Raw genomic sequence first — 21,661 nt, 5'->3', positions numbered from 1 at the left:
CCCGGGGGTCCGCGGCCGGGTGCGGTTGACTGCCGGGGTGGACCGCCCCATCCCCGCCGAATTCGTCCGCGCCCACACCCGGCCGGTGCGCCCGGACCTGGTGCCCGAGGTGGAGCTGCTGGTCGCCGGCGACGTCGTCGCCCTGTGGGAGGCGATGGAGACCGAGCACGGGCGCACCTCCACCGACCCGCCGTTCTGGGCCGCCGCCTGGCCGGGCGGGCAGGCGCTGGCGCGGCACGTGCTCGACCACCCCTCGCTGGTGGCCGGACGGACCGTCCTCGACCTGGGGGCGGGCAGCGGCCTGGTCGCCGTCGCGGCCGTCCTCGCCGGCGCGACCGCGGTGCTGGCCAGCGACGTCGACCCGTTCGCGCTGACCGCGATCGCCGTCAACGCCGAGCGGAACGGGACGCCCGGCATCACGCCGGTCGGCGACGTGCTCGGGGCGGACCCGCCGGACGTCGGCGTCGTCCTGGCCGGCGACGTCTGCTACGACCGCGAGATGACCGACCGGGTGCTGCCCTTCCTCGGCGCCGCCCGGGCGCGCGGCGCCGAGGTGCTGATCGGCGATCCGGGGCGGGTGTACCTGCCGGAGGACCGGCTGGAGGCGCTGGCGACCTACGACGTGCCCGACACCGAGCCGTCGCCATCCGGGCCGGTGCCGGTCCGCCGGACCACGGTCTGGCGGCTGCCCTGAGGGTCACCTCCCGTTCCTTTTCCCGACAGGGGATTGTCACGAACGGATAACGCTGGTTACCGTGGGTCCCGCCCCGGTGCCTCGCGCGCGACCTCCCCGCGCTGAGCGCCCGGGCGTCCGCCCGACGCAGGTGCCACCCGACCACCCGCGCAGCAGTTCCCGTCGCCGTCGCCGGCCCTGCCGCCCCCTGCCCCTGGAGCAGTTCCTCCCCATGAACCTTCGCGCCACCTCGATCACCCGTGCTCTCCGGCCGACGACCGGGCGCCCCTCGACGAGGACCGTCCGCCGTTCCGCGCTGCTGCTCCTGGCGGTCACCGCGGCAGGCGGCCTGCTCACCGCGGGCGTCGTCGCCGACGAGCCGGTCGCGCAGGCCGAGCCGGAGCTGGCGTCCGTCAGCGTCGCCGAGCAGCTCGGTATCCCCACCGAGGCCCCCGCCACCGACGCCGTCGAGTCCGCCGTCGAGGGGCTCGCCCCGCTGGCTGCGAGCCGCGGCGAGCGTGCGGCCGAGCAGACCGCTGCCGCGGAGGCGCGGGCCGCTGCCGAGCAGGCCGAGCTGGATCGCCGTGCCGCCGAGGAGGCCGCCCGCCGCGCCGCAGAGGAGGAGGCCGCGCGCAAGGCCGCCGAGGAGGAGGCCGCCCGCAAGGCCGCCGCCGAGGAGGCGGCCCGCGCCCAGGCGGCCCGCGAGCAGGCGGCCCGCACCCCGGCGCCCGCCGCGCCCGCCCCGGCTCCTGCCCGGAGCGCGCCCGCACCGGCCGCCGCGGCCCCGGCCGGCTCCTTCCAGGAGTACGCGATGGGCAAGCTCGGCGGCTCGGGCAGCCAGTTCTCCTGCCTGGAGAGCCTCTGGGGCAAGGAGAGCGGGTGGAACCCGAACGCCCAGAACCCGCGGAGCACCGCCTACGGCATCGCGCAGTTCCTCGACTCCACCTGGGCCGGGACCGGCATCGCCAAGACCTCCGACGGCTACCGGCAGATCGACGCGGGCCTGATCTACATCAACAACCGCTACGGCTCCCCGTGCGGTGCGTGGGCGCACTCCCAGTCCACCGGCTGGTACTAGGAGGACCTCGCTGCCCCCCACCGCTCGCGGGCTCGCGGCGGGACCCTGCAGCGAGGCCGTTCCAGCACCTCACAGCGAGATCGGCGATCTCGCCCCCATCAGCGGCCTGAAGGGGGCGAGATCGCCGATCTCGTCGTCGGGAGTCAGAGCAGGCCGGCCTCGGCCTTGGCGGTGAGCGCGGTGCGGACGGCGGCGTCGACGACGTCGGCGAACCCGGGGTCCGCCTCGGCGCGCGCCAGCACCGCGTCGACCATCTCCGGCACCAGGTCGCCGTCGCAGCTGAGCACCAGCGTGCCGCCGGCGGCGAGGAAGCGGGTGGCCCGCTCGCCGGCGGGGAGCCCCTGGACCGCCGTCGCGTTGGCCAGGTCGTCGGAGATCACCACGCCGTCGAAGCCGAGCCGGCCGCGCAGCAGGTCGGTGACGACCGCGCGGGAGAACGCCGCCTGGTTGTCCGGGTCGATGCGCGGATAGGTCGCCGACGACGTCATCACGAACCCGTCGGCCGAGGTCCGGGTCAGCACCTCGGCGAAGGCGGTGACCTGCTCTCCGTCGGCGCCGGTGACCGGGTCGACGACGCCGGTGCTCGTGTCGGTGTTGCCCTGCACCAGCCCGAGGCCGGGGAAGTGCTTGAAGGTGGGCACCACGTCGTGCGCGGCGAGCCCGTCGGCGACCGCGGCGGCGTCCGCGGCGACCTCGGGCCCGGTGCCGGCGTACTGGCGGCCGAAGGCGCCGATCGGCTCGTTGCCCTGCTCGGTGCCGGCCGGGACGACGTCGGCGACCGGCGCGAGGTTGAGGTTCAGCCCGGCCGAGCTCAGTTCCCGCCCCAGGCCGTCGGCGAGGTCGGCGAGCCGGTCGGGGGGCAGGGCCCCCTGCTCGACGGCCGCCGGGAACCGGTCGAACCCCTCGCCCGTGAGCGTCTGGACGGCGCCGCCTTCCTGGTCGGCCGCGATCCACAACCCCGGTCCGGGTGCGCGCTCCTGCCAGCCGGCGGTCGTCGCGGCCAGCGCGGTGGCGGGGACGGTGCTCCGGCCGGCGAGGAACACGCCGCCGACCCCCTGGGCCACGAGGGCCTGGGCGTCGGTGAGGTCGTCCAGCGCGACGCCCGCGACGAACAGCTGGGCGACCTCGGCGCGCCGGTCGAGCACGGCCAGGACGGCGTCGACGGCGGCCGCGGGGTCGCGTGGCGGCGTCCGGCCCGCGTCGGCGGTGGCCGAGGCCGGGCGCACTGCAGTCGGGGTGGTGCAGCCGGCCAGCGCAGTGCAGAGCACGACGGAGGCGAGGGCCGGCAGGATGCCGTGGAGGCGCACGGGTCTCCCAGGGGTTCGGGGGCTCGGTCCGCGGGCCAGCCTCCGTGCGGTGGCGCGTCCGTCCGTGCTCCGACGCGGGGTGCCCGCCCCGCCCGTCCCACGGTGCGCCGGCGCACCGCCCGTACCGCCGCGCCCGGCCCGGCAGCCCCGGGCGAGGCGGTGCAGCGCCCTCGCCGTGGAGCGCCCGTGCTGCCTAAGGTCGGTCCAGCGCCGACGGAGGGGGAGCGATGACGGAGGCCGGCGACGCCGACCGGAGCAGCCCGCAGAGCGGTCTGGTGGGCCGGTCGATCGACGAGTTCGTGTCCCAGCTGCGGTTCTTCAGCGAGCGCGCCCGCGGCCTCGCCGGCAGCGCGACGTCCCGGCTGCCGCTGCCGGCCCTGCCCAGCCCGCCCGGCGCGATGTCCGCCGCCCAGCTCCGCGCGATCAAGGAGATGGTGACCGCACAGCGCACCTCGATCGCCGCCATGCGTGCCCAGCTCGACGCGTTCGACCAGCAGCTCGCCGTCTTCGAGCGGATCATCGACCCCCTGGTCGAGTGGAGCTCCACCTGGGCGCGGCTGGAGGAGGCCGTCGGCGACATCGTGCGCCGGGAGCCGCCCGCCGAGCAGTGACGCTCAGCCCGCCAGCGACCTGACGAGCAGCGCCGCACCGGAGAGCAGGCACAGCACGAGGGCGGCGCGGCGCATGGCCGGCAGGGCCAGCCGGCGGCGCAGCGGTCCGGCGAACAGGAAGCCGAGCAGCACGAACGGCACCAGCACCGCGCCGGCGACCAGCCCGCCACCGTCGAGCTCGCCGCCGGCGACCAGCACGGTGAGGGAGAGCAGCGTCGTCCCGACGAAGAACACCGACAGGTTCGCCCGCTGGGCGGCCGGGGTGGGCGCCCGGTAGGTGACCACGAGGGGCGGCCCCGGCGTCGCCGCGACCGTCGACAGCGTGCCGGAGGCGAACCCGGCGACGGCGAGCGCACGCCGGCCGCCCGGCAGCCGCACGCCGGCGAGCGACGCCCCGCAGGCCAGCAGCACGACGACGGCGACCGTTATGCCCAACAACCGACCATCGATCACCTGCAACAGCACCAAGCCCGCCACGACGCCCGGGACCGACGCGAGCACCGCACCGCGCATGGCCGTGAACTCCAGCGCCGCGCGCTCGCGCCACACGACCGGCAGCAGCGCGGTCAGCGTGCCGACCAGCAGCGGGCCGGGCACGAGCGCGGGCTGCACCAGCAGCACCAGCGGCCCGGCGAGCAGGCCGAAGCCCATGCCGGTCGCCGTCTGGACGACGGACGCCACCAGCACCGCCAGGCCGCACGCGAGGAGGGCGAGCGGGTCGGTGGCCAGCTCCACGCTCAGTAGCCGTCGTCCGCGTCCTCCGGGGGACGACGGCGGAGCAGGCCGGTGACCGAACCCACCCGGCTCTGCGCCTGGCGCAGCCCGTGGACCAGGGGCATGAGATCGTCGTGGATCCGGCGCAGCGTCTCGGGCACGGTGTCGACGGCGGGGTCGTCGAGCACGCGGCCGACCCGCTCGATGCCGGGGCGCAGCGCCCGCACCGGCTCCTCCAGCTCCTCGAGCAGGCCCTCCAGGCGTTCGGTGATCCGCTGTGCGGAGGCGATCGTCTCCCGTGCGGACGTGGTGGCGGCGGTCAGCTCGCGGACCGTGCCGTTGAGGTCGGCCAGGGTCCGGGGGAGCTGGGAGAGCGCCTCGGTCTGCGTCTGCAGCAGGGCGAGCAGCTCACCGAACCCGGGGATGCGGGGCATGCCGAGGCCGCGGAAGGGATCCACCCGCAAACCGTGGTCGACCGGCGCCGCCGGCGCAACCCGGCCGCGTGGCGACGGCCACGGGTCGCGGCCGGGCGCTGGGGATTCCTGCGGGCGGGCCGGTCAGGCGGCGTCGGTGAACGCGACGCGCGCCCACCGGTCGAGCGCCAGCAGCTGCCAGGCCCGCTGCACGAGCGGCGGCGCGTTGCGCAGCTCCACCCGGACTCCGGCGTCGGTCAGGGACCGGGCCCAGCGGGCGATCGCCCGGCAGCCGGCGACGTCGGCGAACCGGAGCCCGGACAGGTCCAGGGTGCAGGTGTCGCCTTCGACCGGGGCGGCGCCCAGGATCTCCGCCAGCCGCTGGGCGCCCGCGACGTCGAGATCCCCGACCAGCGCCATCGGCTGCCGGTCGACGTGGGCGTGGAAGGACGGCGAGCCGAGCCGCTCCGGGCGCACGTGGTCGCGCTCGCGCGGCGAAGAGCCTCCGCTCAGCGGAACGTGCGCATACATGTGCACAGCGTAGGGGCTCCGGGGTGCTGCGGGCCAGGGCGAACGGGTCACAGCGCCTTGAGGATGTCCTCCACCCGCTCACGCGCGTCGCCGAAGAGCATGCGGCTGTTCTCCCGGAAGAACAGCGGGTTCTGCACGCCGGCGTACCCGGTGTTCATCGACCGCTTGAACACGACCACGTGCTCGGCCTCCCACACCCGCAGCACCGGCATGCCGGCGATCGGGCTGGTCGGGTCGTCGGTGGCGGCCGGGTTGACGGTGTCGTTGGCGCCGATGACCAGCACCACCGAGGTGTCGGCGAAGTCGTCGTTGACCTCGTCCATCTCCAGGACGACGTCGTACGGGACCTTGGCCTCGGCCAGGAGCACGTTCATGTGCCCGGGCAGGCGCCCGGCGACCGGGTGGATGCCGAATCGCACGTCGACGTCGTGCGCACGCAGCTTGCGGGTCAGCTCGGCGACGGTGCTCTGCGCCTGGGCGACCGCCATGCCGTAGCCCGGGGTGATGACCACCGACTTCGCGTTCCGCAGCAGCTCGGCGGTCTCCTCGGCCGAGATCTCGGTGTGCTCGCCGTAGTCCACGTCGGAGGCGGTCGCCGCGCCCTCGTTGCCGAACCCGCCCGCGATGACCGAGAGGAACGATCGGTTCATCGCCTTGCACATGATGTAGGAGAGGTAGGCACCGGAGGAGCCGACCAGGGCGCCGGTGATGATCAGCAGGTCGTTGCCCAGCAGGAAGCCCGACGCCGCGGCGGCCCAGCCGGAGTAGCTGTTGAGCATGGAGACGACGACGGGCATGTCGCCGCCGCCGATCGAGGCGACCAGGTGCCAGCCCAGGGCCAGGGCGAGGACCGTCACGACCGACAGCACGAGCAGGTTCGGCTCGATCACGAAGACCACGGTCAGGACGGCGAACAGCACGAGCGCGCCCAGGTTGAGCCAGTTGCGGCCGGGCAGCATCAGCGGGTTGCTCTTGATCCGGGCCGACAGCTTCAGGAAGGCCACGATCGAGCCGGTGAAGGTGACCGCGCCGATGAAGACGCCGACCACGACCTCGCCGGAGTGGATGCCGGCCTCGGTACCCGTGAGCAGCGGGCCACCGTCCTGCGGCTCGACACCCTCCACCGACAGGTAGCCGTTCCACCCGACGAGGACGGCTGCCAGCCCGACGAAGCTGTGCAGCAGGGCGATCAACTCGGGCATGCCGGTCATCTCGACCTTGCGGGCCCGCCAGATGCCGATCGCCGCACCGGTCACCACGGCGATGACCAGCAGGGTGAGCCCCACGGCCGAGATGTCCCGCGTGGCGAGGCCGACCGTCGCGGCCAGCGCGATCGCCATGCCCGCGATGCCGTAGGCGTTGCCCGCCTTGGCGGTCTCGTGCCGCGACAGCCCGGCCAGGCTCAGGATGAACAGCAGGGCGGCGACGATGTAGGCCGCGGCCGCGGCGCTGGTGGCGGTCATCGGGCGGCGCCTTCCTGGCTCGGGCCGCGGGAGAACATGCCCAGCATGCGGCGGGTGACGGCGAATCCGCCGAAGACGTTGATGCTCGCGACGAGGGTCGCGACGAACGCCAGCGCGCGGACGACGCCGTCGTCGCTGCTCAGCTGCAGCAGCGCACCGACGACGATGATCCCGCTGATCGCGTTGGTCACCGACATCAGCGGGGTGTGCAGCGCGTGGTGCACGTGGCCGATGACGTAGAACCCGACGACGACGGCGAGCGCGAACACCGTGAAATGCCCGAGGAGTTCATCGGGGGAGTAGGCGGCCACCAGGAACAGGAGGGCCGCGCCCAGGCCCACGAGGGCGAACCGGCGCGCCGGGGCGGGGGTGCGCTGCGGAACGGTGGGGGCCCCGGCCGTGGCGCCGGCGGGGGGAGCGGGTGGCGGGGGAGGCGCAGCCGATACCTGGACCGGAGGTGGTGGCCAGGTCTTCTCGCCCGCGCGCACGACGGTGATGGCCCGCTGCACGACGTCGTCGAAGTCCAGGACGAGTCGCCCGTCCTTGCCGGGGGTCAGCAGCTTCAGCAGGTTGACCAGGTTGGTGCCGTACAGCTGGGAGGCCTGTGCGGGGAGCCGGGCGGGCAGGTCGGTGTAGCCGATGATCGTGACCCCGTTCGCCGTCACGACCACCTCGTCGGCCACCGAGCCGGCCACGTTGCCGCCCTGCGCGGCGGCCATGTCGACGATCACCGACCCCGAGCGCATGGCGGCGACCATCTCCTCGGTGATCAGCCGCGGCGCCGGCCGGCCGGGGATCAGCGCGGTGGTGATGATGATGTCGACGTCCTTCGCCTGCTCGGCGTACATCTGCGCCGCCCGCCGGTTGAAGTCCTCACCCATCTCCCGGGCGTAGCCGTCGCTGCTGACCTCCAGCTCCCCGGCGGGGACGGCGACGTACTCGCCACCCAGGGAGCGCACCTGCTCGGCCACCTCCGGGCGGACGTCGGTGGCCCGCACGATCGCGCCCAGGCTGGACGCGGTGCCGATCGCGGCGAGCCCCGCCACGCCCGCACCGGCGACCAGGACCTTGGCCGGGGGGACCTTGCCCGCCGCGGTCACCTGGCCGGTGAAGAACCGGCCGAACAGGTTGGCCGCCTCGACGACCGCCCGGTACCCGGCGATGTTGGCCATCGAGGACAGCACGTCCATCGACTGGGCCCGGGAGATCCGGGGCACCGCGTCCATGGCCAGCGCCGTGATCGGGCGGGTGGCGAGCGCGTCCACCAGTTCGGGGTTCAGCGCGGGGGCCAGCAGGCCGATCAGCGTCGCGCCGTCGGCCAGCCGCCCGAGCTCCGGCACGGAGGGGGCGTTCACGCGCAGCACGATCTCCGCGCCCCAGGCCTCGGCTCCCGAGCCGACCCGCGCACCGGCCTGTGCGTACGCCTCGTCCGGGAAGCTGGCGGCCGCCCCGGCGCCGGTCTCGACCACGACCTCGTAGCCCAGCTGCACCAGCTGCGTGACGGTCGCCGGTGTCGCCGCCACCCGGGTCTCGCGGGGCCGCGTCTCGCGCGGGACTCCGATCTGCATCGTGGCGCTCCATTCCTCGGTGGGCAGGCCTCGTCGCCTGCTCGCCAGTGCTGGGGTCGTGCGCGGTGCTCGGTGGGTTGGACGGATCTTGCCTGCTGACGCCCGGCCGCGGTGCCCGGCCACGCGAATGTGAGGCACGGCACGCCGGCTGGTCGACCGTGCGGGTGGAGCGCCCCCCGCCCGCTCGGCCGGGGCCCCCCGAACGGGGGGCGTCCGGCCGCCTCCGGGTGAAGAGCGCACGGGCAACCGGCCGAAGGACTCCTGTCGGAGCGGACACGGACGTCCGCGCCGCAGGAGGGGAGGACCGTGTCCGTCAGCATGAACCGGCCCGGCGACGACCGCGTCCCGCCGGAGATCGTGGCCTCGGTCTTCTACAGCGCCACCGTCAGCGACAACCTCGCGATCGTGGTCGCGGAGATGGTGGCCGGGCGACCCCGGGTCAGCTGGGGCAACGTGGGGGCCGTCGACCTGCTGGGCTACGGGCTGGACGACCTCCGCACGCTGCCCGTCGAGCACCTGTTCCCCAGCCTCGGGGGCGGGGAGCTGAAGCTGCTGCTGCGGCGGGAGCGGGCGGCCCGGATGACGCTGCCCGTCCGGACGGCGAGCGGCGCCGCCATCGAGGCCCAGGTGACCACGACACCCTCGCCCAGCGGCCGGATGTGGACCGTGCGCATCGTCAGCACCACGAACGAGCAGGAGCGCGCGCTGCGGGCGACCGCGGACGCCCACGAGCGCCGCTTCTCCACGCTGACCGAACGGTCGCCGGTGCCGACGCTGCTCTCCGAGCAGGGCATGCGGCTGGCGCACGTCAACGACGCGTACTGCAGCCTCGTCGGCCGTCGGGCCGAGGAGCTGCTGGGCACCGGGTGGATGGCCACGGTGCACGAGGACGACCTCGACACGGTGATCGAGCAGGTGTCGGCGGCGCTGGACGGCGAGGAGGTCGAGGCGCAGGCCCGCCTGCTCCGCGACGACGGCACCATCCGCACGACCGTCATCCGCTTCGCCCACCTGTTCACCCCGGGCGTGGGCGCCGGCTTCGTCGGCACGATCGAGGACATCACCGACCGGCTCGCGTTCGAGGCCACGCTGGCGCACCAGGCCAACCACGACCCGCTGACCGGGCTGCCGAACCGGACGCTGCTGGCGCAGTACGTCGCCGAGCGGTTCGTGCCCGGCGCCGGAACGCTGGCCTGCCTGTTCCTCGACCTGGACAACTTCAAGGTGGTCAACGACTCGCTCGGGCACACCGCCGGCGACGAGCTGCTCACCGAGGTCGCCAGCCGGCTGCGGTCGGCCGTCCGCCCCGGAGACCTGGTGGCGCGGTTCGGTGGCGACGAGTTCGTGGTGGTCTGCGAGCAGGTCGACCAGACCGCCGCGGTCGCGCTGGCCGAGCGGATCACGGCCGAGCTGGCCCGGCCGGTGCGGCTCGGGGGCGTCGACGTCCGCCCCTACGCCAGCGTCGGGGTCACCGTGCAGACCGAGGAGCACACCGGCGCCGAGGAGCTGATCCGCGACTGCGACATCGCCATGTACCAGGCCAAGGCCGGGGGCAAGGGGCGGATCACCGTGCTGGACCAGCGGGCGCGTGAGGAGGCCCGCGACAAGCTGCGCCTGGTCGCCGAGCTGCGGGACGCCATCGAGCGGTGCGACATCACGTTGCTGTACCAGCCGATCTTCAGCACCGAGGACGGCCGCCCGGTCGCCGTCGAGTCGCTGGCGCGGTGGACGCACCCCGAGCGCGGCCCGATCAGCCCGGCCGTGTTCGTGCCGTTGGCGGAGGAGAGCGGGTTGATCGCCGGCCTCGGGTTGCTGGTGCTCGACGAGACCTGCCGGCAGCTGGCCGAGTGGGACCGCCGCATGGGGGCCGCCGCGCCACCACGGGCGAACGTCAACGTCTCGGCCCTGCAGCTGGACGCCAACCTCCCGCCGCAGGTGGCCGACGCGCTGCAGCGGCACGGGCTGGACGCGTCCCGGATCTCCGTGGAGATCACCGAGTCGGCGCTGATGCAGGACCCCGACTCGGCCCGGGAGACGCTGCACCAGCTCCGCGACCAGGGCGTCGAGCTGGCGATCGACGACTTCGGTACCGGCTACTCGTCGCTGGCCTACCTCCGGCACCTGCCGGTCAACTGCCTGAAGGTGGACCGCTCCTTCGTGGCGGAGCTGGCGCACGGCCACACCGAGATCGCCTCCGCGGTCATCGCGCTGGCCCGCAGCCTCAACCTGAGCACCGTCGCCGAGGGCGTCGAGACCCCGGAGCAGGCGACCGAGCTCGGCCGGCTGGGCGCGACCTACCTGCAGGGCTTCAGCCTCTGCCCACCCATGACCGGAGCGGACACCGCCGCCTGGTTCGCGACCCACGGAGTGTGCGCCCGATGACCGTGACCCCGCTACCGGCCCGCGCGGAGGTACCGCCCGTCTTCGACCTGGAGAAGGTGCTCGCGGGCATCGACACGATGGCGGCCCAGCGCCCCGTGGCGGCGCAGATCGTGTCGGTCGCCAACTCCGACGACACCAGCGCGAAGGCGCTCTCCCACATCCTCGCGTCCGACGTCGCCCTGGCCGGCCGGGTGATGAAGCTGGCCAACTCCGCCTACTTCGGCATGCGCGGGCGGGTCACCTCGCTGCAGTTCGCCGTGACGGTGGTCGGCTTCACCACCGTCCGGACGATGGCGACCGTCGCGCTGACCGAGCTGGACGACGAGTCGCGGCTCCCGGAGAACTTCTGGGACGTGACCACCTGCCTGGCACTGGCGGCCTCGACGCTGGCCCAGCGGTTCGGGGAGCGCTCGCAGGAGGCGCTCTGCGTGGGCCTGCTGGCCCAGATGGGCGCGGCGCTCCTGCACCACAACGACCCCGAGAGCTACGGGGCGCTGGTGGCCGAGCACCCGGCCTTCGCCGCGCGGCGCACTGCCGAGCTGCACCGGTACGGCATCAACAGCGTGCGGTTGACCGCCGTCGCCCTCGAGCAGTGGGGCTTCCCGCACAGCATGACCAACCGGCTCAACCTGGTCGACGACTTCACGTCGGTCGAGGGTGGTCTGCTGCGCGCCGCCTTCGAGGTCGCCGCGCGCCTGACCACCGAGGACTACGAGGCGGTGCCGATCGCGCGGCTCACCTGCGGGCAGCTGCGCGAGGACGACCTGGTGCCGGTGCTCGACTCCGTCCGGGCCGACGCCGACGAGCTCCGCCGGGCGATGCTCGGCGACTGAAGAAGGACCCCGTTCCCCCCACCGTTCGCAGGCTCACGGCGGGGCCCAGAAACGGGGCCACGACGCGGCGGAGCCCCGCCCCTCACGAGGAGGGACGGGGCTCCGTGGCGGGGGTGTACCCCTCAGACCGCGTAGGGCGCGCCCAGCGGGTCGACGGTCTCCCGCTCGCCCACCGTGCGGGCCAGCCGGGCGACGGCGAAGTCACCGTCGCCGAGCAGGTGGTCGATGGCGGTGAGCCGGCTGACGTAGTGCCCGACGGAGTACTCCGCGGTCACGCCGATGCCGCCGTGCAGCTGGATGGCCTCCTTGCCGACGTGCCGGCCGGCGCGGCTGGTCTGCAGCCGGGCGCGGTCGGCCGCGGAGACGACGTCGCCGCCGGCGTCGGCCACCATCGACGCCCACAGCCCGGTGCTCCGGGCCAGCTCCAGGGACACGTACATGTCCGCCGCGCGGAAGGTGAGCGCCTGGAACTTGTTGAGCGTGACCCCGAACTGCTTGCGGGTCTTGAGGTACTCCGCGGTGATCCGCAGCGCGGTGTCCATCGCGCCGATCGCCTCGTGGCTGTAGGCGATGCGCGCCTCGGCCAGCGCCCGCTCGATGGCGGCCGTCTGGTCGCCGCCGGTGCCCAGCAGCGTCGCCGGGGTGCCGTCGAAGCGGACGTTGGCCGCGCGGGTGCCGTCGTGCGTGCGGTAGCCGGTGCGGGTCAGCCCCGCCGCGTCCCCCTGCACGACGAACAGCCCGGTGCCGCCGTCGACCACGGCCGAGACCACCAGGACGTCGGCGCGGGCGCCCGTGGGCACCGGCTCCTTCACGCCGGAGAGGGTCCAGCCGTCGCCGGCCTGCGTGGCTGTGACCGCCGAGGCCGACGGGCTCCACCGGGTGCCGATCTCGGCGTGCGCGAACGCCGGCACGCTGGTGCCCTCGGCGATCGCGCCCACCAGTTCGCTCTTCTGCTCGTCGGTGCCGACGGCGGCGATCAGCCCACCGGCCAGCACGACGGCCTCGATGAACGGCTCCGGGGCGATGACCCGGCCGATCTCCTCGGCGACGATCGCCACCTCGATCGGCCCGGCGCCCATGCCGCCGTGCTCCTCGGCGAAGGGCAGACCGAGCAGCCCCATCTCGGCCAGCCGCGACCAGGTCTTCTCATCGAAGCCCGGGTCGTTCGCGACCACCTTCCGACGCTGCTCGCTGTCGCCGTAGGTGCGTGCCAGCAGGCCGCGCACGGCCTCCCGCAGGTCGTTCTGCTCGCTGTCGAAATCGAAGTTCACGTCAGATCACAGCCCCAGGATCGTGCCGGCGATGATGGTGCGCTGAACCTCGTTGGAGCCTCCGTAGATGGAGACCTTCCGGTAGTTCAGGTAGTGCGGCGTCGCGGTGCGTGCCCAGTCCGGCACGTCGGAGCCCTCTTGCGCGAACGAGGCGACCGAGAGCGGGCCGGCGATGTCGACCAGCAGCTCGGTGGCGGCCTGCTGCAGCTCCGACCCCTTGAGCTTGAGCACCGACGAGGCCGGGTGCGGCTTGCCGTCGGCGGAGTTGGCGACCACGCGCAGCGCGGTGAGCTCCAGGGCCACCACCTCGTTCTCGACCTCGGCGATCCGCCGGGCCATGAACGGGTCCTCCAGCAGCGGACGGCCGTCGACGGTGATCTCGCGGGCGTACTCCTTCGCCTGGGCGAGCATCTTCTTGGTCGCGCCCACGCGGGCGATGCCGACGCGCTCGTTGCCGAGGAGGAACTTGGCGTAGTCCCAGCCGCGGTTCTCCTCGCCGATGAGGTTCTCGGCGGGAACGCGCACGTCCTCGAAGAACACCTCGTTGACCTCGAACCCGCCGTCGATGAGCTCGATGGGGCGCAGCGTGACGCCGGGGGTGTCCATCGGGAAGACCAGCATCGAGATGCCGCGCTGCTTCTTCTCCGCCGTCGGGTCGGTGCGGACCAGGCAGAAGATCCAGTCGGCGTGCTGGCCCAGGGTGGTCCAGGTCTTCTGCCCGTTGACCACCCAGTCGTCGCCGTCGCGGACGGCGGTGGTGCGCAGCGAGGCGAGGTCGGAGCCGGCGTCGGGCTCGGAGAAGCCCTGGCACCACCAGATGTCGAGGTTGGCCGTCTTGGCCAGGAAGCGCTCCTTCTGCTCCTGGTTGCCGAAGGCGGCGATGACCGGGCCGATCATGCTGGTGTTGAAGGCCAGCGGCTCGGGCACACCGGCGAGCTGCATCTCCTCGCGCCAGATGTGGCGCTGCAGCGGCGTCCAGTCCTGGCCGCCCCACTCGACCGGCCAGTGGGGCACGGCCAGGCCCGCGGCGTTGAGCGCGCGCTGGGCCTCGACGTACTCATCCTTGGTCACGTGCCGGTGGGACGCGACCTTGTCGCGGATCTCCTGCGGCACCTGCGTGGTGAAGAAGGTCCGCATCTCCTCCCGGAAGGCCTCGAGCTCCGGGGACAGCTGCAACCGCATCGGTCCTCATTTCCTGACGGCGGCACTCGTCGTCGCGCGCGCCGTCTCGACGTGTGCCTCGGACGATCCCACACGGGGTACTGGCCAGTAGATGCGGCACCCCTGGCGGGGCGAAAAAGCGGGAGGGCACCGGTTCCCGGGTGGTGGTCCCACCCGGGAACCGGTGCCCCCTGCCCCACGGTCTAGGAGATGGTCTCCCAGAACGCGCAGTTGGCCTCGGCGGCGACGTCGACCGGGCCGATCCCCCCGTCGGAGGCGATGTCCAGGCCCTGGACGTCGGCCGGGGCCCGGTAGCGGGTCCACGGCGGGACGCCGGGGCCGTTGGGGTTGCCGTGGGCCGCGAAGTTGGTCCAGTAGCGGACCATCGCCGTGGAGAGCTCCTCCTGCTCGGCGTCCAGCCCGTCCCCGAACAGCCCCGGGAACAGGTACGGCAGCTCGGTGGCGTGCTGCGCGTCCTCCGGGTACGCCGGGTACGGGAAGTCCAGCAGCGGGTCGGCCGTCTCGTCGCGGAACTGGTAGGCGAACACGGGCGCCGGCACCGGGGGACGGGCCAGCGTGTCGTAGGCGTCGACGTGCTCGCAGGTCGACAGCGCACTGCCCGCGTCGCTGTTGACGGCGGCGAGGGCACGCAGCGGCGACGGGTGGGCGCCGGCCGGGTAGCGCGCCAGCACCTCGTCGGCGGCGTCGCCGAAGACCCCGGCGAGGACGGCCGCGTAGTCGGCTTCCGTGAAGCCGCCGGCGTCGTTCGCGAGCGCCGCCACGGCCGGGTTCAGCGGCGTGAACAGGGTGTTCTCGTCGCTGAGGTTGCCGTGCATGACCGGTACGCGCGCGTGGTCGCCGGCCGCGATCGCCTCGGCGGGCTGGACCGGAAGCGCCGAGCCGCCGACGACGAAGGCGCCGCCCGGCCAGGCGTCGAGCAGCTCCTGCACCGGCGTCTCCCGCAGGCAGGCCGCGACGTCGGCCGCGGTGTCGCACCCGACGGTCTCGGCCACCCCGGCGCCCTTGGCCTCCGCCGTCTCCAGCGTGTCGTAGGGGGCGGTGCAGCTGTAGCTCTGGGCGATGGCCCGGTCGAACAGGCCCCGCGCCGACGGCGAGGTGAGCTGCGCGCAGACGGCTGAGCCACCCGCGGACTCACCGAAGATGGTGACCCGGCCGGGGTTGCCGCCGAAGGAGCGGATGTTGCGCTCGACCCAGCGCAGCGCGGCCTGCTGGTCGAGCAGCCCGGCGCTGCCGGAGGCGACGTCGCCGTTCTCGCGGGAGAGGTCCTCCTGGGCCATGAAGCCCAGCGCGCCGAGCCGGTAGTTGATCGTCACCACGACGACGTCGCCCTCGAGCGCGAGCTTGCTGGCGTCGTACCGGTCGCCGCTGCCCGTCTGCCAGGAGCCACCGTGGATCCAGACCATGACCGGAAGGTTCTTCCGGGAGGTGTCCAGGCCCGAGGGGGTCGTGACGTTGAGGTAGAGGCAGTCCTCCTCCACCGACGACGTCGGGTTCGTGGCACCGGGCTCCTGCGGGCAGGCGCTGCCCGGGACGGTGGCGTCGTGGACCCCCTCCCACGGCTCCGCCGGGGCCGGTGGCCGGAACCGCAGGTCGCCCACCGGCGGGGCGGCGTACGGGATGCCCTGGAACAGGCGGTAGCCGTCGGCCGCGGTGCCCTCGACGGCGCCCTCGGTGGTCTGCACGACCAGCGGGGCGCGATCGGGGGCGGCTCCGGCGGGCGCGGCGGTGGCGAGGGCGCCGGCGGTCAGGGCGGCGCCCAGCCCGAGTGCGAGCAACGACCTTCGGGCGGGACGTGGGGGAGTGGTGCGCACGTGACCTCCAAGGAGTGCCGGCCGAGCCCTGGGGTGAGCTGGGCCACAGCACCTGGGACACTAACCACACGTGTTGCACCGGGTGTGCCGGGGGTCACACTGCCTGCCCGCCTCGCCGGCCCGGTGACCGCCGGGGCAGCTGCTCAGCAGCCGGGCAGCGGCGGGCTGGTCATCCGTTCGAGGACCTCGACCCAGGCGGCCCGGACGCCGCGGGGGCGGTCGCCGACGACATCCAGGAAGTCGGTGGCGGCGGCCCGCCCGGTCCCGACGACGGCCTCGAAGCCCAGGCGCGTCACCAGCACCTGGATCTCGTCGAGGTCCAGCCCGGCGTCGACCAGGGGCTGCACCAGCCATACCGTCTGCTGCTGCGGGGCAGGGGACTCCACGCACCGCATTCGGACGACGTCCGCCCGGCGGATGCACCCTCCTCGGTCCCGCTACTCCACGGGCAGGCCGGTGTAGTTCTCGGCGAGCTCGCGAGCGGCCGCCTCCGAGGAGCAGATGCGCCGCAGCTGGGAGAGCTGCAGGTGGGCGTCGAAGTCGTCGCCGGAGGTGTGCAGCATCGAGGTCATGAACCAGGAGAAGTGCGTGGACCGCCAGACGCGGGCCAGCGCCCGGTCGGAGTAGGTGTCGGCCAGGTCGCTCTGCTTCTCGGTCAGCAGCCGCACCAGCGCCTGGGCCAGCAGCGTCACGTCGGCGACGGCGAGGTTGAGCCCCTTGGCGCCGGTCGGCGGGACGATGTGGGCGGCGTCGCCGGCCAGGAACAACCGGCCGCGGCGCATGGGTGCGCTGACGAACGAGCGCATCGGCAGGATCGACTTCTCGGTCACCGGGCCGGTGCCGATCTCCCAGCCGTCGAACGCGAAGCGGCGGGCGAGGTTCTCCCAGATCCGGTCGTCGGACCAGTCCTCGATCTTCTCGGTGGGGTCGACCTGAAGGTAGAGCCGGGAGACCGAGGGGGAGCGCATCGAGTACAGCGCGAACCCCTCGGGGTGCCAGGCGTAGATCAGCTCGTCGGTGGCCGGCGCCGCGTCGGCCAGGATGCCCAGCCAGGCGTAGGGGTAGGTGCGTTCCCACGTCCGCCCGCCGGCGGCGGCCTGCACCACGGGGCGCGAGACGCCGTGGAAGCCGTCGGTGCCGGCGATCACGTCGCACTCGAGCACCCGGGCCACCCCGTCGGCGTCGGTGAACCGGACCCGCGGGCTCTCGGAGTCGACGTCCTCCGGGGCGACGTCGGAGACGTCGAACAGCAGCGGCGGGCCGCCGTCCAGCTGGGCGGCGATGAGGTCCTTGGTGACCTCGGTCTGCCCGTAGACCCAGACCGTGCGGCCGCACAGCTCCGCGAAGTCCAGCTGGTGGCGGGTGCCCGGGTACTGGAGGTAGATGCCCCGGTGCTCCATGCCCTCCCGGTGCAGCCGGTCGCCCAGCCCGGCGTCGGTCAGCGTGTCGACGGTGTGCTGTTCCAGGATCCCGGCCCGGATGCGGGCCTCCACGTACTCCCGGGAGCGGTTCTCCAGCACGACCGAGTCGACGCCCTGCAGGGAGAGCAGCCGGGAGAGGAGCAGGCCGGCCGGGCCGGCACCGATGATGGCAACCTGGGTGCGCACGAGGCGAGTGTCCCGTCCGCCGCCGCTGCTGTCGCTGGGTTCCTTCCGTCCAGCGGAGGAAAGACCCCGTCAGACGATCTCGCCGACCCCCGCCAGGGCCCCCACTCCCCGTCGGCCGACCGGATCCGGTGCGCGAGCGCGCCGCCCGCGTCGACCACCGCCACGACCAGCCGGCCGTCGGGTGTGACGGCGGCGGTGGGGTGATCGGTGACGAAACCGCCCAGGTCGGTCCACGGGCCGTAGTGGCTGTCGGGGGCGACCTGCTCGGCCACCGAGAGGCCCCCGCCGGCGTTCCGGGCGATGCAGGCGATCCGCCCGTCGACGGTGGCGTTCGCCGTGGGCCCCGTGCCGCCGTGCCCGCCGATCGCGGTGGCCGATCGCCACGCGAGGTCGCGGTCCTGCCAGCTGGTCGCGACGTCCGCGGTGCCCGCCTGGCGGTAGTGCACCTCCGGTCTCCCGTCCGCGTTGACGGCGAACGTGGCGGCGCTGGCGGGGGTCAGGCCGGGCACCGGACCCCGCAGGAAGCCGCCGCCGGGCACGGCCTGCCGCCACAGGACCAGTCCGGTCCGCGAGGCAGCGACGACCTCGATGCGCCCGGTGGCGTCCAGCAGCGCGTCGCACGGGTCCTGCAGGTCGGTGCCCCCCAGGTCCACCCAGGGGTGCCAGGCCCCGTCGGCCTCCTGCCGGCGGGTGGACAGGCCGCCCCCGGCGTTGACGACGACGACCTGCAGCCGGCCGTCCGCGTTCGGCGCGAGGGCGGGGCTGCCGACGTACCGGGCGGCGTCGCCGGGGTTCGGCGTGCCCAGGTCGGTCCACGTGCCGCCGGCCAGGGGGCGCACCGCCACCCGACCGTCGTCGGTGCGGGCCGCGAGGTGGGTGCTGCCGTCGGTCCCGGTCGCCGCCACGACCGTGGTGACGCCGGCGCCGAGGTCGTCGGGGCCGAGGTCCACCGGGCCCGCCCAGCTGCCCGGACCGACCCAGCAGGCGACCCGGCCGTCCCGCACGGCGAAGAGCCGCACCGCGCCCTCGCCGTCGGTCGCCGACCACCGGGTGCCGCGGGAGGTCCGGTAGTAGGAGCGGTCGGTCGCGCCGAACACGTCCGCCGCGGCCGGGTCCCACGGCTGGTACGCCGTCGCGAAGAGCTCCCGCTTGCGGAGGCGGGTCGCGCTGTCGAGGTTCACCGGGTGCTGGCCGACGCCGTAGTCGCGGTGCTCGAGCACGTACGGCAGCCACGTGCCCTGCACCGCCCGGTAGCGGCGCACGGCCTCGAGGGCGAGGGCGGTCGCCGCCCGGTGGTCCGGGTGCGACTGCGGCGCGTCGTACCGGTGGTCGGCGAAGCGCTCGGTCACGTGCAGCACCGTCGGCCGGTAGCGCTCCATGAGCCCGCGCAGCACCGCCACCGCGTCGTCCTCGTCGTACCGCTGCGCCAGGTCGACGAGCCCACCGGCAGCCGGAACGGTCTCCAGGGTGGCGCCGGAGAGGAGCCGGGAGAGCCGGCCATCGGGCAGCCCCATGAAGGTGACCCGCACCTCGGGCCGGTCGCGGAGCCGGAACTCCTCCACCAGGTGGCCCCCGAGCCGGACCACCTCGCCCTCCCACTCGTCCTGGAGGGTGAGGTCCCGCACGTCGCCGGAGATCCGGTAGGCGTCCTGGATGCCGCGTCGCCGGTCACGGGCGCGGATCGACGCCTCCTCGCGGGGGAGCAGTGCGTCCCCCGCGCTGACGTAGACCACGGTGGTGGGGATCCCGGCGTGGATGCCGGCGTCGAGGTCCGGGTTCAGGAACAGCAGGTCGTCGTCGGGATGGGCGACGACGGCCACGACGGAGGCGTCCACCGGCCTCTCCTCCCGCTCGCCGGATCGGCGAGACCTCGCCGGGCGGTTGCAGCATCCTCCCCGGGCAGCCCGGCGGACGGAAGCGCGCCGGGCTGCCCGGGGAGCTCACCGCGGGTCAGCGGAACTCGCGCGTGCGGGCGAGCTCCCGGCCGATGCCCCGCGCCGCCACCTCGAGAACGGGCACGAGGCGGGGGAGGTCGCGCCGGTGCGGGGGGACGACGATGCCCAGGGCGGCCACGACGACCGGCCCGCTGGGGCGGTCCACCTGCACCGGTACCGCCAGGGATGCGGCGCCGGGGGACATCTCCTCCGACGTCCGGGCGTAGCGGCGGCGGCGGACCTCGGCGAGCTCGCGCCGCAACCGGCCGGGGTCGACGACGGTGTGCCGGGTCTCCCGGCTCAGCGAGCCGAGCGCCTGCTCGACGACGTCGGGGGGTGCCGACGCCAGCAGGACCTTGCCGACCCCGGTCGCGTGCAGGGGGAGCCGGCTGCCCACCTGGCTGACGATCGGCACGGACTCCCGACCGGAGATCCGCTCGACGTAGAGCGCCCGCAGCCCGTCCCGGACGGCGAGGTGCACCGTGTCGCGGATCGTGGTGTGCAGGTCGTGCAGCAACGGCGCGGCGACCTGACGCAGCTCCATCTGCACGGGTGCGAGCAGACCGAGGTCCCAGATCTTGCGGCCGATCTCGTAGCGGCCGTCGGACCTGCGGTGCAGGGCACCCCACGCGGTGAGCTCACCCAGGAGCCGGTGTGCCGTGGTCAGGGGCGTTCCGGAGCGCTCGGCGATCTCCGACAGCAGCAGCCGCGGCGCCGAGCTGTCGAACGCGTCGAGGATGGCCAGTGCCCGCGAGGTGACCGAGCGGCCCGGTTCGGCGCTGCGGCCGGCCATGCGAGCTCCTCCCGCGCAGTGGAAGCCTGGGCTTGGTGAGCATAGTGGCGGAGCCGTACCTTCCCGGCATGACCGGGACCACACCGAGCGCCGGGCTCCACCTGCCGCGCTACTACCGCGAGGACGACGCCCTGCGGACGCCCGTCGGGTTCCCCCAGTACCGCAGCACGGCGCTCCGCGCGCCGCTGCGCACGCCGGTGGACCTGCCGCACCGGCTGACCGAGATCACCGGGCCGGTGCTGGGTGAGGACCGGGTCACCGCCGCGGACGCCGACCTGACCCTGCGCAACGGCGGGGAGGCGATCGGGCAGCGGATCCTCGTCTACGGGCGGGTGCTGGACAGCGACGGCCGCCCGGTGCCCGACGCGCTGGTCGAGATCTGGCAGGCGAACGCCGGAGGCCGCTACCGGCACGTCGTCGACACCTTCCCGGCGCCGGTCGACCCGCACTTCGACGGTCTCGGCCGGGTGGTCACCGACAGCCTGGGCCGCTACGAGTTCATGACGATCAAGCCCGGCGCCTACCCGTGGGGCAACCACCACAACGCGTGGCGGCCGGCGCACATCCACTTCAGCCTCTTCGGGCGTGCGTTCACGCAGCGCCTGGTGACGCAGATGTACTTCCCGGACGACCCGCTCTTCGGCCAGGACCCGATCTTCAACGCGATCCCCGCCGCGGCACGGCACCGCGCGATCAGCCGCCACTCCCTCGAGCGGACCCAGGACAACTGGGCGCTCGCGTTCGAGTGGGACATCGTGCTCCGCGGCAGCGAGCAGACCCCGTTCGAGACCGAGGACGACGGAGACGTGGCATGACCGGGCCGATCGTGAACCTGCTGGACGTCCCCGAGGTCAGCGAGCCGTACCAGCCCCGGTCGGGGCAGCGCGGCTCCGGCTTCCTCACCGATCCGCTGCGCCTGGGCCCCACGCCGAGCGCCACGGTCGGGCCCTACCTCGCCATCGGGCTCACCTGGCCGGACGGCGTCTGGGCGGCCGAGGAGGGCACCGAGGGCGGCTTCTGGATCCGCGGCCGGATCTTCGACGGCGCCGGTGACCCCGTCCCCGACGCGATGGTGGAGACCTGGCAGGCCGACCCCGACGGCGGCTTCCCGTCGCCGGAGGACCCGCGAGGCGCGTCGTCCTACCCGGGGTTCCGGGGCTACGCGCGATCGGCGACGGTCCAGCCGCCCGGGGAGTACGCCGTCTTCACCCTCAAGCCCGGCCGGGTGCCCGACGGCGAGGGCGGCCTGCAGGCCCCGCACATCGACGTCTCGGTGTTCGCCCGCGGGATCCTCGACCGGGTGGTCACCCGGATCTACTTCGCCGACGAGGCGGAGGCGAACGCCGAGGACGTCGTGCTGCGGGGGCTGCCCGAGGACCGGCGGGGCACGCTGCTGGCCACACCCGTCGAGGACGGCTACCGCCTGGACATCCACCTGCAGGGTGAGCGCGAGACGGTGTTCTTCGCGGTATGAGCCGCTGCGCCACCTG

General features: G+C 74.1%; 20 protein-coding genes. 7 read left to right on the top strand and 13 right to left on the bottom strand.

What is annotated here, in order from left to right:
• Nucleotides 1–37: 37 nt before the first annotated feature.
• Together ACI79S_RS11295 and ACI79S_RS11290 are read left to right on the top strand one after the other, a co-directional pair.
• On the top strand, nucleotides 38–694 hold the full coding sequence (locus tag ACI79S_RS11295) for a class I SAM-dependent methyltransferase (protein WP_456593524.1): 657 nt from the start codon (nucleotides 38–40) through the stop codon (nucleotides 692–694).
• 211 nt (nucleotides 695–905) lie between these two features.
• On the top strand, nucleotides 906–1,751 hold the full coding sequence (locus tag ACI79S_RS11290; protein ID WP_456593523.1) for an aggregation-promoting factor C-terminal-like domain-containing protein: 846 nt from the start codon (nucleotides 906–908) through the stop codon (nucleotides 1,749–1,751).
• Nucleotides 1,752–1,894: 143 nt separating this feature from the next.
• Here the strand turns inward: ACI79S_RS11290 and ACI79S_RS11285 are convergent, their stop codons facing one another.
• Nucleotides 1,895–3,058, bottom strand: a complete 1,164-nt coding sequence (locus ACI79S_RS11285) for a glycoside hydrolase family 3 N-terminal domain-containing protein (RefSeq protein ID WP_456593522.1) — start codon at nucleotides 3,056–3,058, stop codon at nucleotides 1,895–1,897.
• 227 nt (nucleotides 3,059–3,285) lie between these two features.
• Between ACI79S_RS11285 and ACI79S_RS11280 the strand changes: the two genes are divergently transcribed.
• Nucleotides 3,286–3,669, top strand: a complete 384-nt coding sequence (locus ACI79S_RS11280; protein ID WP_456593521.1) for a hypothetical protein — start codon at nucleotides 3,286–3,288, stop codon at nucleotides 3,667–3,669.
• A gap of 3 nt (nucleotides 3,670–3,672) precedes the next feature.
• On the opposite strand, the gene ACI79S_RS11275 is transcribed toward ACI79S_RS11280, so the two are convergent.
• The 5 genes from ACI79S_RS11275 to ACI79S_RS11255 all read right to left on the bottom strand — a co-directional run bounded on the left by ACI79S_RS11275 (nucleotide 3,673) and on the right by ACI79S_RS11255 (nucleotide 8,358).
• Nucleotides 3,673–4,404 carry a sulfite exporter TauE/SafE family protein gene (locus ACI79S_RS11275; RefSeq protein ID WP_456593520.1) on the bottom strand — a complete coding sequence of 244 codons (732 nt, stop codon included), beginning with the start codon at nucleotides 4,402–4,404 and terminating at the stop codon, nucleotides 3,673–3,675.
• A 2-nt stretch (nucleotides 4,405–4,406) separates the two neighbouring features.
• Nucleotides 4,407–4,841: a hypothetical protein gene (locus ACI79S_RS11270; protein WP_456593519.1), complete on the bottom strand. Its 435-nt coding sequence runs from the start codon at nucleotides 4,839–4,841 to the stop codon at nucleotides 4,407–4,409.
• 99 nt (nucleotides 4,842–4,940) lie between these two features.
• Nucleotides 4,941–5,327 (bottom strand): STAS domain-containing protein, encoded by a 387-nt coding sequence (locus ACI79S_RS11265; RefSeq protein WP_456593518.1) that lies wholly within the window; start codon nucleotides 5,325–5,327, stop codon nucleotides 4,941–4,943.
• 47 nt (nucleotides 5,328–5,374) lie between these two features.
• Nucleotides 5,375–6,790 (bottom strand): Re/Si-specific NAD(P)(+) transhydrogenase subunit beta, encoded by a 1,416-nt coding sequence (gene pntB / locus ACI79S_RS11260; protein ID WP_456593517.1) that lies wholly within the window; start codon nucleotides 6,788–6,790, stop codon nucleotides 5,375–5,377.
• Complete coding sequence (locus ACI79S_RS11255; RefSeq protein ID WP_456593516.1) at nucleotides 6,787–8,358, bottom strand: Re/Si-specific NAD(P)(+) transhydrogenase subunit alpha; 1,572 nt, start codon at nucleotides 8,356–8,358, stop codon at nucleotides 6,787–6,789. The genes pntB and ACI79S_RS11255 overlap by 4 nt, the downstream gene beginning before the upstream one ends.
• A 306-nt stretch (nucleotides 8,359–8,664) precedes the next feature.
• On the opposite strand from ACI79S_RS11255, the gene ACI79S_RS11250 reads away from it, so the two are divergent.
• Complete coding sequence (locus tag ACI79S_RS11250) at nucleotides 8,665–10,740, top strand: putative bifunctional diguanylate cyclase/phosphodiesterase (RefSeq protein WP_456593515.1); 2,076 nt, start codon at nucleotides 8,665–8,667, stop codon at nucleotides 10,738–10,740.
• Complete coding sequence (locus ACI79S_RS11245) at nucleotides 10,737–11,573, top strand: HDOD domain-containing protein (protein ID WP_456593514.1); 837 nt, start codon at nucleotides 10,737–10,739, stop codon at nucleotides 11,571–11,573. Before ACI79S_RS11250 ends, ACI79S_RS11245 begins: the two co-directional genes overlap by 4 nt.
• A gap of 122 nt (nucleotides 11,574–11,695) precedes the next feature.
• Here the strand turns inward: ACI79S_RS11245 and ACI79S_RS11240 are convergent, their stop codons facing one another.
• The 7 genes from ACI79S_RS11240 to ACI79S_RS11210 form a co-directional block, all read right to left on the bottom strand.
• On the bottom strand, nucleotides 11,696–12,844 hold the full coding sequence (locus ACI79S_RS11240) for an acyl-CoA dehydrogenase family protein (protein WP_456593513.1): 1,149 nt from the start codon (nucleotides 12,842–12,844) through the stop codon (nucleotides 11,696–11,698).
• 6 nt (nucleotides 12,845–12,850) lie between these two features.
• Complete coding sequence (locus ACI79S_RS11235) at nucleotides 12,851–14,026, bottom strand: acyl-CoA dehydrogenase family protein (RefSeq protein ID WP_456593512.1); 1,176 nt, start codon at nucleotides 14,024–14,026, stop codon at nucleotides 12,851–12,853.
• 182 nt (nucleotides 14,027–14,208) lie between these two features.
• Complete coding sequence (locus ACI79S_RS11230) at nucleotides 14,209–15,801, bottom strand: carboxylesterase/lipase family protein (protein WP_456593511.1); 1,593 nt, start codon at nucleotides 15,799–15,801, stop codon at nucleotides 14,209–14,211.
• 179 nt (nucleotides 15,802–15,980) lie between these two features.
• Nucleotides 15,981–16,223, bottom strand: a complete 243-nt coding sequence (locus ACI79S_RS11225; protein ID WP_456593510.1) for a hypothetical protein — start codon at nucleotides 16,221–16,223, stop codon at nucleotides 15,981–15,983.
• A gap of 51 nt (nucleotides 16,224–16,274) precedes the next feature.
• Nucleotides 16,275–17,387, bottom strand: coding sequence for a 4-hydroxybenzoate 3-monooxygenase (locus ACI79S_RS11220; RefSeq protein WP_456593584.1), 1,113 nt, complete (start codon nucleotides 17,385–17,387; stop codon nucleotides 16,275–16,277).
• Entirely contained in the window at nucleotides 17,276–19,279 is a 2,004-nt protein-coding gene (locus tag ACI79S_RS11215; RefSeq protein WP_456593509.1) for a PIG-L family deacetylase, read from the bottom strand. The genes ACI79S_RS11220 and ACI79S_RS11215 overlap by 112 nt, the downstream gene beginning before the upstream one ends.
• Nucleotides 19,280–19,394: 115 nt before the next feature.
• Complete coding sequence (locus tag ACI79S_RS11210; protein WP_456593508.1) at nucleotides 19,395–20,171, bottom strand: IclR family transcriptional regulator; 777 nt, start codon at nucleotides 20,169–20,171, stop codon at nucleotides 19,395–19,397.
• A 68-nt stretch (nucleotides 20,172–20,239) separates the two neighbouring features.
• Between ACI79S_RS11210 and pcaH the strand changes: the two genes are divergently transcribed.
• On the top strand, nucleotides 20,240–20,986 hold the full coding sequence (pcaH, locus tag ACI79S_RS11205; RefSeq protein WP_456593507.1) for a protocatechuate 3,4-dioxygenase subunit beta: 747 nt from the start codon (nucleotides 20,240–20,242) through the stop codon (nucleotides 20,984–20,986).
• On the top strand, nucleotides 20,983–21,645 hold the full coding sequence (pcaG, locus tag ACI79S_RS11200; protein ID WP_456593506.1) for a protocatechuate 3,4-dioxygenase subunit alpha: 663 nt from the start codon (nucleotides 20,983–20,985) through the stop codon (nucleotides 21,643–21,645). Before pcaH ends, pcaG begins: the two co-directional genes overlap by 4 nt.
• Nucleotides 21,646–21,661 lie beyond the last annotated feature (16 nt).

This window comes from Blastococcus sp. SYSU DS1024 (assembly GCF_054050795.1).
The sequence above is the reverse complement of the archived record's forward strand: the minus strand, read 5'-3'. Positions and strand labels throughout refer to the sequence as shown.

Excerpts from the sequence above, each read along its gene's own strand:
- ACI79S_RS11290 (WP_456593523.1), top strand. The coding sequence starts at position 906 with ATGAACCTTCGCGCCACCTCGATCACCCGTGCTCTCCGGCCGACGACC.
- ACI79S_RS11280 (WP_456593521.1), top strand. The coding sequence starts at position 3,286 with ATGACGGAGGCCGGCGACGCCGACCGGAGCAGCCCGCAGAGCGGTCTG.
- ACI79S_RS11265 (WP_456593518.1), bottom strand. The coding sequence starts at position 5,327 with ATGTATGCGCACGTTCCGCTGAGCGGAGGCTCTTCGCCGCGCGAGCGC.
- pntB (WP_456593517.1), bottom strand. The coding sequence starts at position 6,790 with ATGACCGCCACCAGCGCCGCGGCCGCGGCCTACATCGTCGCCGCCCTG.
- ACI79S_RS11255 (WP_456593516.1), bottom strand. The coding sequence starts at position 8,358 with ATGCAGATCGGAGTCCCGCGCGAGACGCGGCCCCGCGAGACCCGGGTG.
- ACI79S_RS11245 (WP_456593514.1), top strand. The coding sequence starts at position 10,737 with ATGACCGTGACCCCGCTACCGGCCCGCGCGGAGGTACCGCCCGTCTTC.
- ACI79S_RS11235 (WP_456593512.1), bottom strand. The coding sequence starts at position 14,026 with ATGCGGTTGCAGCTGTCCCCGGAGCTCGAGGCCTTCCGGGAGGAGATG.
- ACI79S_RS11210 (WP_456593508.1), bottom strand. The coding sequence starts at position 20,171 with ATGGCCGGCCGCAGCGCCGAACCGGGCCGCTCGGTCACCTCGCGGGCA.
- pcaH (WP_456593507.1), top strand. The coding sequence starts at position 20,240 with ATGACCGGGACCACACCGAGCGCCGGGCTCCACCTGCCGCGCTACTAC.
- pcaG (WP_456593506.1), top strand. The coding sequence starts at position 20,983 with ATGACCGGGCCGATCGTGAACCTGCTGGACGTCCCCGAGGTCAGCGAG.